The organism is Ensifer adhaerens (assembly GCF_002007205.1).
Lineage (GTDB): Bacteria > Pseudomonadota > Alphaproteobacteria > Rhizobiales > Rhizobiaceae > Ensifer > Ensifer adhaerens_D.
On record NZ_LAZS01000012.1, the window covers coordinates 405,094 to 415,859 of the forward strand.

8 protein-coding genes and 2 pseudogenes are annotated in these 10,766 nt (G+C 62.4%); 4 read left to right on the forward strand and 6 right to left on the reverse strand.

Annotation, left to right across the window (positions count from 1 at the left end):
- Positions 1-38: 38 nt before the first annotated feature.
- The 4 genes from XB14_RS26675 to dsbD form a co-directional block, all read right to left on the reverse strand.
- Complete coding sequence (locus XB14_RS26675; RefSeq protein WP_077966185.1) at positions 39-1,118, reverse strand: fatty acid desaturase; 1,080 nt, start codon at positions 1,116-1,118, stop codon at positions 39-41.
- 429 nt (positions 1,119-1,547) lie between these two features.
- Positions 1,548-2,156, reverse strand: a complete 609-nt coding sequence (locus tag XB14_RS26680) for a DsbA family protein (protein WP_077966187.1) — start codon at positions 2,154-2,156, stop codon at positions 1,548-1,550.
- Between the two features lie 118 nt (positions 2,157-2,274).
- Positions 2,275-3,099 carry a TlpA disulfide reductase family protein gene (locus tag XB14_RS26685; RefSeq protein WP_077966189.1) on the reverse strand — a complete coding sequence of 275 codons (825 nt, stop codon included), beginning with the start codon at positions 3,097-3,099 and terminating at the stop codon, positions 2,275-2,277.
- Positions 3,096-4,904 carry a protein-disulfide reductase DsbD gene (gene dsbD, locus XB14_RS26690; protein ID WP_077966193.1) on the reverse strand — a complete coding sequence of 603 codons (1,809 nt, stop codon included), beginning with the start codon at positions 4,902-4,904 and terminating at the stop codon, positions 3,096-3,098. Before dsbD ends, XB14_RS26685 begins: the two co-directional genes overlap by 4 nt.
- Positions 4,905-5,246: 342 nt before the next feature.
- On the opposite strand from dsbD, the gene XB14_RS26695 reads away from it, so the two are divergent.
- The 4 genes and pseudogenes from XB14_RS26695 to XB14_RS26710 all read left to right on the forward strand — a co-directional run bounded on the left by XB14_RS26695 (position 5,247) and on the right by XB14_RS26710 (position 8,814).
- Positions 5,247-6,590 carry an enoyl ACP reductase FabMG family protein gene (locus tag XB14_RS26695; protein WP_077966195.1) on the forward strand — a complete coding sequence of 448 codons (1,344 nt, stop codon included), beginning with the start codon at positions 5,247-5,249 and terminating at the stop codon, positions 6,588-6,590.
- Positions 6,591-6,691: 101 nt separating this feature from the next.
- Positions 6,692-6,996: pseudogene (locus XB14_RS33875) on the forward strand (transcriptional regulator); the annotation flags it as partial.
- A gap of 231 nt (positions 6,997-7,227) precedes the next feature.
- Entirely contained in the window at positions 7,228-7,653 is a 426-nt protein-coding gene (locus tag XB14_RS26700) for a DUF4168 domain-containing protein (protein ID WP_077966197.1), read from the forward strand.
- 576 nt (positions 7,654-8,229) lie between these two features.
- Positions 8,230-8,814, forward strand: a complete 585-nt coding sequence (locus XB14_RS26710; RefSeq protein ID WP_077966199.1) for a tyrosine phosphatase family protein — start codon at positions 8,230-8,232, stop codon at positions 8,812-8,814.
- Between the two features lie 212 nt (positions 8,815-9,026).
- On the opposite strand, the gene XB14_RS26715 is transcribed toward XB14_RS26710, so the two are convergent.
- Positions 9,027-10,295 (reverse strand): tetratricopeptide repeat protein, encoded by a 1,269-nt coding sequence (locus XB14_RS26715; protein WP_234804192.1) that lies wholly within the window; start codon positions 10,293-10,295, stop codon positions 9,027-9,029.
- 168 nt (positions 10,296-10,463) lie between these two features.
- Positions 10,464-10,685, reverse strand: a pseudogene (locus XB14_RS33640) (winged helix-turn-helix domain-containing protein); the annotation flags it as partial.
- Positions 10,686-10,766 lie beyond the last annotated feature (81 nt).

Here is a 10,766-nt window from a genome sequence, read left to right on the forward strand (position 1 = left end):
TGCGGTTCCTCCGCTGCGCAGAGCGGTAATCAGCGCTGTCACGCTGGCACCGGCAAAGCTAACCTTGCTGCAGTTTGACGGGCGTCTGCTTCTCTAAATGATAGCAGTCGGTGCGAGCCCTCGTCCCAAAGGACGAGCTTCACCAAGCCCAGGCTCTGCCTGATGGTGATGCGGCCCAAATCTCCCAGTTCAGGATAATCGCGCAGAACCTCAGGAAGTCTATAGAAGGGAACGCGGCTCGATAGGTGGTGCACATGGTGCATGCCGATATTGCCGGTGATCCAGCGTAGCGGGCGCGGCAGATCGTAGTGCGAGGCGCCATGCAGGGCTGCGTACTGGAATGTCCATTCCGGAGGCCTCGACCAGTGAGTGTCTTCGAACTGGTGCTGAACATAGAACAACCAAACACCTGCCGCCCCAGCAAGAAGCACAATCGGCAAATGGATCAGCAGGAACGGCCCGGCACCAACTGCCCAAACAAGAAGACCGGCGAGTGCGGCAATGGCGGCATTCGTTGCCATGGTGGAGATCCATGGCAGGGCGCCGGAGCGCATCATTCCGAACGGCAACCGCTGCTTGAACAGAAAGAGCCAGGCGGGACCGATGCCGAACATAACGAGAGGGTGCCGGTACAGGCGGTATACGAGCCGCCCTCTGCGCGTGAGCGCTTCGTATTCGGCAACAGTAAGTGTCCTAATGTCACCAACGCCCCGCTCGTCGAGGTTGCCTGCCGAGGCGTGGTGTTCGGCGTGAGCGCGGCGCCAGTAGTCATAGGGTGTCAGTGTCAGCACGCCGATCACCCGGCCGGTCCAGTCATCCAGGCGGCGCCGGCCGAAGAAGGAGCCATGGCCGCAGTCATGTTGCAGCATGAACAAGCGCAGGAGAAAGCCCGCCGCAGGGACGACAAGGACCATGCCGAGCCAGTAACCGAAGTGCAAGGAGGCCCACGCCGCCGCCCACAGCAGGACAAATGGCACAATGGTCACCGCCAGTTCGAACGTGCTGCGGCCAGGATGCGGCTGTCGATAGGCGGATAGGATCTTCAGCCAGGCTTTTTCACGATCGGTGGTTGCTGCCGCGCGGGGGTCGGAGAGCTGGCTGACTCTGGTATTCTTCAAGGCATCTTCCTGGTTGATGGTGTGACATGATCACCTTGGGCCATTGCTACACAGCCCGAGAATTTTGAGCCGACATCCCGCTCAATTTCGAAGCCATCTTTCTGCCTTCGAAGAAATCGCTCCTGTCGGCGCGGTCGCCGGCAGAAATAGGGCAGACGCGTCGGCGCCGCCCTTGTCAGGTTGCCAAGCCCTTATCGGAGGCATTTAACGGTGCCGGTGATCATGACGAGCCCTTCCCGAACAATATTGAGAGCGCCCGCGCGAGACGAAGAGCCCGATAGCGATTTTGAAAGGAAGGTTCGTTCAGAGCGCGGCGCCAATCGCGCAATAACCAAAGCTAGCGAGCAAATTCGATGGATCGTTCTATCGGCATCTTCACCTCGGCGTCAATCGGCCTTCGTCCTGGAAAACGACGCCGGCGTTCGTGCGTCAGCCGCGGGCCTTGGCTATGGCGTTCTTCAGTCCTTCTTCATCCAGAACGCCTGGAACGATCGCCGAACCGATGACAAAAGCCGGCGTCCCGGCGAAATTGAAGGCGAGTGCCTGACTGTAATTGCGGTCGAGCAGTCCGGAAATCTTGGCATTGTGGGTGTTCACGGCTGCGGTCAACTCTTTCATCGAAAGACCCGCCCCGGCCAGTGCTTTCTCGATGTCGTCGTGCGAGAGCCTCGCCTTGGTTTTCATCAGCGCCTCCATCGCCGGCTGATACTTGCCGATCTGGGCGGCTCCGAGCACCGCCTGCGCGGCGAAGACGGAGGCATCGCCCAGGATCGGCCAGTCCTTCAGCACGAGCCGCACATTGCCGTCGGCCTTGACCACCTTCTCGACTGTGGGATGCACTTTCTTGCAGTAGGGGCACTGATAGTCGAAGAATTCGACGACAGTGACATCGCCCTTGGGATTGCCGAGAACGGGCGCGTCCTTGTCGAAGAACACCTCCTCCTTGGTCAACTGCTGGGCGAAGGATGGTCGTCCTCCGACAAGCACTGCGGCAGCGGTGGCGACCGTCGTCGTCAGAACGGTTCTACGGGTGAGCATCAGATTTCTCCTTGTGCGGATGGATTGGGGCCGAAGACTTGGGCATGCGAGCCGATAATGCGGACGGCAGGGATCATGTTGCGCAGGCAAGCGGCGCAAGCCGAAAGGACCGGAGCTGTCATTCCGTCCGTTTCCTGTCCTCGGATGAAAAGTCGGCGAGTCGCTCGGCGATCGTCTCTCGGGAGATTTCGCCGAGATGGGTGGCGGCGAGCGTGCCGTCCGGGTTGATGAAAAGCGTGGCGGGCAGGCCGATTGCGCCGTAGTGGCGGGACAGGTCCGAAAAGGGGTCGAGAAGGATGGTTTCCAGGTCGATGCCGGTTTGGCTGAGATAGGCGGTTATCACCTCGCGGCTTTCGCCCTGGTTGGCGAAGAAAAAGTCGACCTCTGGATTGCTTCCGGCCATCTCCGCCATCATCGGCATTTCCCGACGGCAGGGCGGACACCAGCTCGCCCAGAGATTGAGAACTGCCGGGCGGCCCCTGCGGTTTGCGATGGCAAGGGTCTCGTCCGTTGAGAGAACGGCATAGGAGGTTTCCGGGGCGCGGGGTGCAGCGCCACTATCGGTGAGAGTGGTAACGACGACCCAGACGAAGAGACCGACCGCGAGCGGCAAGATCGCCCAGGGGGCGGCTTTCGGAGCGTTTCGCCAGAGCATAACGGCGGCGAAGAAAACGCCGATGAGGCCGCCCGTCGGGGAAAAGCCGCCCTGCCAGATGGCGAGGACACGCAACGGCTCCTGCAGGAAGCTCTCGGCATGGGCAATCACATGCCCGGCCCGCGCGCCGGCAACGCCGAGAAGCGTCGCGGCCGTCGTGAAGGTGCCAAGCCGGTTGTCGATGCGGGCGGCAAGGAGGGAGCCGACCATCATGAAGACGATCAGGCCGGCGATCACCGAAAAGCGATCGGCAGAAAAGGCGAAGGGACCTATGGCGACCGCATTCATCGCGCGTCGCCTTTCACGAGCGTTGCCGCGTCCGCAAGCGAGGCGGGCGTGATTTCGCCGACGAGGCGCGTGCCGGGCGCCTCGTCCGTGCTGCGATCGAAGAAGATCATGGTCGGCGGGCCGACGACGGCAAGCGAACGCATCAGTGCTCCATTCTCCGCATCGAGGGTGCTGACGTCGAGGCTTGCGAGCCGGACCCCGTCGAGGCCGGCAGCGACATCGGGCGCCGTCAGAACGGATCGCTCGATCGTGCGGCAGGTGACGCACCAGTCCGCGGTGACATAGACGAGGGTGGGTTGGTTGTCGGCAGCTGCGGTGTCGAGGAAGCTGGAGAGTGCGACGATCGAGCTGACCTTGGTGAAATCCGACTTCTGGATGGCGGCTGTCCGGCCAACGCCCACCGCCCCCTTGAGCGGGCCGAGCGGGGTGAGCGGATCGTTGGCGCCCAGGCCGAAGCCCACCAACAGGAGACTGCCCCAAAGCAGGGAGACGACGGCGGTCACGCGCGCCAGCACGCCATAACCGCGTGTGGGCCGCAGCCCGTCGAAAGCACCCGCGTAGACGCCGAAGGCGAGGGTCAGCACGGCCCAGGGCAGGAGGAGGAACCGCTCCGGCACCAGCGGCGTCGCAAGCCACACCGCGGTTCCCAGGAAGGCGAAACCGAAGACGTGCCGAACACGTTCCATCCACTCGCCGGCGCGCGGCAGCGCCTTGCCGCCGATCGTCGCCATGATGATCAGCGGGATGCCCTTGCCAAGGCCAAGGGCGAAGAGGGCGAGTGCGCCGACTGCAATGTCACCGGTCCGGGCAATGTAGAGGAGGGCACCCGCAAGCGGTGCAGTTACGCAGGGGCCGATGAGGAAGGCGGAGGATAGGCCGAGCACGGCGGCGGCGCCGACCGAGCCGCCTTGCTGCCTGCCGCACTTCAGGCGGTTGCCGATCGCTGCCGGAAGCTGAATGTGGAAAAGTCCGAAGCTGGAGAGCGCCAGCAGGACGAAGAGTGCGGCGACCGCGCCGATCGCGACGGGCGATTGCAGCACAATCTGCAGATTCTGCCCCGACCACGCGGCCGCGATGCCAAGGAGCCCGAAGGCGGATGCGAGCGCCAGCACGTAGGCGGATGCGAGCACGAAACCGCGTCCGGCCGTCAGCGCCTCTCCCTCGCGCGTGAGCATGGCCGCGACGATCGGATACATCGGGAAGACGCAGGGCGTGAAGGCGAGCAGCAGGCCGAAGCCGAGGAAGCCGGCAAAAAGCAGCGCATGGCCGCCCCCGCTCATGAGCCGGTCGACTGCCGTTTCGCCGTTGTCAGCCGCGATCGAAAACCCTGTGTCCGGCCTTTCCACCGGGCGTGCGTCCTTGGCCGGCGCAAACGCAAAACCGCTGTCTGGCTTGCTGATGGTCATTGCAATGGTATCGATCGTCCGCGTCGTCGGCGGATAGCACAGCCCGCCATCCTGGCAACCCTGATAGGTAAGGCGGATGGTCTGGGGCGCGTTGGCGATCCAGGCCGAAGCCTTCTGGTAATAGACCTCGGTTGTGCCGAAGCCCGGGTCGTCCTTGACCGTGCCCGGCTTGCTTTGCAGGGTGACCGGTCGGTTGCCGTCATCTTCCGCTGCCAGGAAGTCTCTGTAGAGATAGTAGCCGTCGGCGATCGACCATGTGATCGTCAGCCGGCCGTCGTCTTGCCTGGCGATTGCAGGCACGAAGGCCTCATCCATCGGCAGGGGTGCTTCGAGCGCCCGGGCCGGCAGGATTGCCGCAATCAAAACCCAAACCAGTGCCAGCAGGCTTGCTTTCCGCATCGTTCTTGCGTCCTCGTCTTGCATCGTCGTTCGTTCGATCCGGTCGCCACCTTAAGGCAGCCTTAAAGTGACGGCCCGAGATCGACACGGTGCTGCGCTACGGGCGAAGGTCGGCCGTGGCTTCGCCGGGAATCGATTTCAGCTTTGGGAACTAAGGCGTCGGCGCGGCTCGACGCGGGAGCGATTGCTCTCAGTTACACGTGTCCGGGCGCTTTCGTCCGCTCACGGTTTGAGTTGCAACGACACTGAATGTCACTTCCTATTATCTGCGGATCAAGGCAGTGGTTTATCTCACAGTATTTTACGGTTGCCATGCGACCCAGCTTCGAGAGAACCGGCAACATGAAAAGTCCGATCGCTTTGACGCAGTTCCCACGGACAAACGTCTTCCGCAAAGGTGACGTCTTCGTTCTGTTCGGCGAGCTTTTTGATCGCGGTTACGCCACGCATCTCGTCGATCAGGCCAGGAACGCCGGAATGGAGATTGTGGGGATCACCGTCGGCCGGCGAGACGAAAACAACACACTGCGGCCGCTCAATGATGAGGAACTCGCCGCGGCGGAGGCCCGGATCGGCGGCAAGATCATCAACGTGCCGCTGATGGCCGGCTTCGACCTTGACGCACCGGCGGGTACACCCACGCCAACCGATCTTCTCGCGAAAATGACGCTCGAAAGCTGGGAAGACGACAAGCTTGATTGGGCACACATCGAAAGATGCCGGGAAGTCGGCGTCGAGCGGTTCAGGACGTCCCTGTCTAAGGTCATGCGCATCCTCGATGGCATGATCTCGGATGGCAGGAACGTCTACTTTGCCCACACCATGGCCGGTGGCATCCCCAAGGCCAAGGTGTTCATGGTCATTGCCAATCGCATCTACAAGGGCCGTGGCGCCCGCCACATGTCGTCCCAGACGCTGCTCGACAGTGATTTGGGCAAGCTCATCCTCCAGAACTTCGACGAAGTTTCGGCCAATACGTTTCGTCATCTGATTGATCTGAGCGCCGGGATTCGCGCGCGCGTCGAGGCGTCCGGCGGTCAGGTTCGCTATTCGGCCTTCGGATACCACGGGACAGGCATCCTCGTCTCGGGTGAGTATCGGTGGCAGACCTATACGAACTACACGCAAGGCTACGCCAAGATGCGTCTCGAGCGGGTTGCGCAGGAAGCCTGGGCCTCGGGCATCAAGGCGACGGTTTACAACTGCCCCGAAATCCGCACCAATTCATCCGACGTCTTTGCCGGCATCGAGCTGCCGCTCATTCCGCTGCTGCTCGCCCTGAAGAAAGAGGGCGGCGGTGACTGGGTCGAAGGACAGTGGCAGGCGTGCCGGGATCTTCTGGCGGAGGAATATACGGTCGAAGACGTCCTTCAGAAGATTGCCGATATGCAGACCAGCGACGTGATGCGGCCCTTCTACGACTTTTCGGCCTGGCCGATGCCCAACAGTCCTGGCCAATCCGACCTGGCGATCGGCACGTCCGGCGAGATCACCGCGATGCATAAGGACGGCAAGGCGCTGATCTCCGATCTCTTGAGCCGGCTGGTCGTAGAGGCCGTCGGGCAGCTGATCTTCGGTGAGAGTTCGGAGCCGTCAGGTCCTGTACTTTGGCTCAACCACGACATCGTCGCTCGGACGCTGGTCCGCACGAAGGGCGCGTCGCGTGAGTCGCTCGCGGCCGCGTGAGGCGAAGCGTAGACCAGCTGAAATAGGTCCACTGCCGCTGGAGAACATCGATCGGGCCAGCGAATACGCCAGCCCCGTCGCCTATGCGCAATTGATGGGCCTCCCGCTCGGTTGAAGGTAGTTGCGACCGCACCTTCTCGGCCGTATCGCTGGTATCTGCGGGCCTCGGCGGCGACTTTGGACCGGATGGACAAGGGGCTTACCCAACCGCGGTTTCGAGCTCAAGTCCGTGCGCGGCGTCGACCTGAAACTCGGGCTTGGCGTCGCCTAAAGCCTCAACCCGTCGCGGGACGATAACATCGACACTACCCGGTCTCCGACATGGCCGGGCAGGGGCCTGTCGTATAAGCGCGCGGAGCGCATGCCGCTCCCTCTGCCGATGACCGCGATCCCTCGGTTGCTTTGATGTCACCTTCGGCTGTTCCACCGCTCGTTCCTTTCGGGGCCGACGAGGCGGCGCCGTTCGGCGAGCCATAAAGCTGCCGTTCAATGGTCAGCAAATTGCCCCGGTTGCGCCGCACCGAGCCCTTTCCGGCGTTTCATCGTCACCCCAGCGTTCGGCATCCGGCCGACGTGAGGGGCGATTGAAAGGCAGCGCCGCTGTCGATCACGTCATGCACACCATCGAGGAATGAATATGATCACTCGTCACACACCCGTTGCATCGCTTACGGCGGCTCTTTTCAGTTTCATGTTCTTCAGCCCGGCATCTGCCCTTGAAGTTGCCCAGGCGCAAAATGCACAGCCATCGCAGGGGCAGGTCGACAACAACGGCGCTATGCCCGCCATCAGCGATCAAAAGATCGAGGCCTTTGCTGTTGCCTACCTTCAGGTCGATAAGGTGAGGCAGGAATACTCCACAAAGATAGAAGCAACGTCGGACGCCGCGGCCAAGAAGGAACTGGAGACCGAAGGCAGCAAGAAAATGGTCGAGGCCGTCGAAGCTTCGCCGTCTATGTCGGTCGAAGAGTATTCGGCCATCCTGACGGCGGCACAGAGCGATCCGACCATTGCCAAGAAGGTTCAAGCAGAACTTCAAAAGACCGCTCCGGCACAGCAGTAGCCGGCCTTTACACCAACTCATGTCGGACAATCGCCTGACAACCAGTGCGTGTTGTTGTGTGTGTCTTTTAGTTGCGGTGCCTCGCGAAATTATGAGGCAAACGAACAGACTGAGTTTCGACGGGATTTTCGACGCATCAGTGCGTCGGATCTCGTCGCCCCGCTGCCGGCCAGAGCGCGACAATGGACGTGCAGCAGCCCTCACGCCGGCGCAAGCATACGCACAAACGCTGAAAGCGGGCCTGGCGGCCGGTGTGGATACCAACTCGGACAATCAGCCCGGTCAAATTCTGAGTTTTTGGCGGTGTTTGCGATATCCGCACGAGCTACCCTATTTCGAATATCGAGATTGCCAAGAAGGCCGGTGCGCGTATAGTTGCCATCTCTCCCGGCGGTTCCGTCGTCGCCTCACGCGCCGATGAAAACACCAACCTCAACGCCTACCGCGCCTCGACCCATCCGCTCATCGTGCCGACCGGCCGCGCCCCGATGTATGTGATGCTCGACGTACTTTTTGCACTGCATGCACGTAAGTGCGAGGCAGGGGCCCAATAGACCGGATGCAAGGACGATGGAAATGGAAACGACTTTTTCTCCAGTGTTGACCGTTTGCGGGATCGACGAACTACCGGGCCAAAGCAGCCGGAACGTGACCCATGTCCTGTCGATCGTCGACCCGGAGCTACCGGAACTGGAGGCCTTCGGCACCTATGCTGAGCATTACCGCACGACCTTGCGCTTCCATGACATCATCGCGATGGCACCGAACCGGGTGATGCCCCACCCGGACCATGTCGAGGCGATCTTGCGATTCGGAACCGACTTCCTGGCACGAGAGGACAAGCAGGCGTCGAGCCACGTTCTGGTGCATTGCCATATGGGCGTGTCGCGTTCGACCGCCGCTATGCTGACTTTGATGGCGCAGGCGAACCCGAACGAAACGGGCGAGAGCCTCTTTACCCGTCTTGCGGCCATCCGGCCGCAGGCCTGGCCGAACTCCCAGATGATCGGTTTTGCCGACGAGCAGCTCGGCCGCGGCGGCGACCTTACCGTCGCGCTCCGCCGCCACTATGGTCGCCAGATCAAGAGCCGTCCGGAGTTCACCGAGTGGATGACCTCCCTCGGCCGTCAGGCAGAGTTGAAGATGGCCGTGTTGGATTGACGCCGGCGGCTGAGGCTGGGTCAGTTGGGGGAGGGGCGGTGCCGACACCCGGCGCCAGGCTGTCGATGGCAAAACCGGCGGCAGCGAGTGCTGCCACCTCGCCCATGAAATAGACTTTCACAAGACTGGTTTCGTCGGCCGCGGCCACGGGCGTTCATCGCGGGCGGTTACAAGGTTCATCCCTACGATCCGCCCGCCCGTTCTGGCGCGGGTTAATCCTCAGGCAACCCGGCAGCGATCATCAGGGCCACGAGGCGTTCGGTGGCGTCGAGATAAACCGGACTGGTATTCTTGGTGGGCGGTGGCAGATTGCGCGCTGTCGAACCCGGCCTCAGCTTCATGGCCTGTGCCAGGGCCGCCCTGGCTTCGTCGGTTCGGCCCAACTGCTGATAGGCCGCTGCCAGCAGGAAATGCGTGCGTCCGCTGGCCGGCGTGATCGCGATCGATCGCTTAAGCCAGGGCAGCGCGTCTTCGGCCCGGCCCATCAACATGTGCACCCAGCCTGCTCCGATCGCCCATGTCCAGCGGCCGACCTGGGGCGTATCGAACCGGTCGGCTTGCTCGAACGTCGCGAGGCCCTCGTCAAAACGCCCCAGGAAGACCTGGGAAAGCCCGATGAGATAGAGCACGGTTCCGTTCCATGGATCGAGGGTGAGTGCCTTGCCACCGGCCACCAGGCTTTCGACGAAGCGGTTGGTCGCCGACAGATACCGGCAGTGCATTTCGAGCACCGGGATGTAATTCGGCTGCGCGCGCAAGGCGCGCTCAAGAATCTCGCCGACGCGGTTCTCGACCGTTTCGCGCTCCGCGAAGGGAAACCAGGCCATCTGAATCCCGCGCAGCTGAAATGCCGCGAGCGCCACTTGCAGGTCGATGTTTTCCGGATCGTCAGCGAGCGCTTGTTCGAGCATCGCCTGCGCGGCGCGAAAGCGCTCTGGCGTCGTCTGGTTGATCGAGGCCGTTGCCTGCTCGATGGCCGCCTTGGTGCTGCCCGCCGGCAAGCCGTCGGCCGAGCGCTCCCCAGCGTTCAAGAGCACGTTGATACGTAGCGCCAGTGCGTGGCCCATGCCGGCCGTAAGGCGCGTTTTCTGGAGTTGCTCGTCAGTGCCGGTCAGGTCGATCGACACCGATCCGGTCCACTTGACCGCGCCGGTCGCCGGTTCGGTCATGCGCGCGCGTAGTTTCCACGCTGTTTCGGTTCTCTCCAGTTCGCTGCTCACGACAAGATCGGCCGCCCCCGCAGCGCCGCCAGGCGGAACGACCACCCGGATCGTCTCGATCTTCGCCAGGCCGTCGGTCAGGTCGCGGTTGACGCTTGCCGCCATCCGCAGAGCCAGCGGATCGTTGCCTGCAGCCGTCATGGGGATCACGGCGACAGTTGGAAGCGAACCCGTGACGAAACGGGGAAGCCGCGTCGCAGCGGCCGCCAAGGCCGACAGACCGAGCCCGGTCACAGCCAAAAGTGTGGCGCGGCGGCGCATCTTGACGTCGAACCAGCGTCCTGCCGACCCAGTTCGCGCTTCAGAAACGATCTGCTGCAGAGACTTTTCCGGAACGACCGCGTCCGGTGCTGTCGACACCTCGGCCTCGAACAGATAGCCGCGGCCCGAGACCGCTCTGATCAATTGCCGACTGTCATCGCCGAGGGCTGCGCGAACTTCCCGAACGCACTGGAACAGGCTGTCTTCGCCGACATGGACGTTCGGCCAAACCGCCGCCATCAGCTCGTGCTTGCCGATGACCCTGCCTGGGTTGGCGGCAAGCAGCTGCAGCAAATCGAAAGCCTTGGGCCTGAGCTTGATTGTCTCGCCGCCGGGCCCGCGCAGTTCGGACCGCTGCGGATCGAGTTCATATCCAACAAATCTGAGCACCGGGCCTCCGCCTCCCGCGATGATATCCCCGGAACTCCGGCGTTCTGCCAAAAACAAGAAGATTGATAATTAAGCCATTCG

Excerpts from the sequence above, each read along its gene's own strand:
- dsbD (WP_077966193.1), bottom strand. The coding sequence starts at position 4,904 with ATGCGGAAAGCAAGCCTGCTGGCACTGGTTTGGGTTTTGATTGCGGCA.
- XB14_RS26715 (WP_234804192.1), bottom strand. The coding sequence starts at position 10,295 with ATGCGCCGCCGCGCCACACTTTTGGCTGTGACCGGGCTCGGTCTGTCG.
- XB14_RS26700 (WP_077966197.1), top strand. The coding sequence starts at position 7,228 with ATGATCACTCGTCACACACCCGTTGCATCGCTTACGGCGGCTCTTTTC.
- XB14_RS26695 (WP_077966195.1), top strand. The coding sequence starts at position 5,247 with ATGAAAAGTCCGATCGCTTTGACGCAGTTCCCACGGACAAACGTCTTC.
- XB14_RS26680 (WP_077966187.1), bottom strand. The coding sequence starts at position 2,156 with ATGCTCACCCGTAGAACCGTTCTGACGACGACGGTCGCCACCGCTGCC.
- XB14_RS26685 (WP_077966189.1), bottom strand. The coding sequence starts at position 3,099 with ATGAATGCGGTCGCCATAGGTCCCTTCGCCTTTTCTGCCGATCGCTTT.
- XB14_RS26710 (WP_077966199.1), top strand. The coding sequence starts at position 8,230 with ATGGAAACGACTTTTTCTCCAGTGTTGACCGTTTGCGGGATCGACGAA.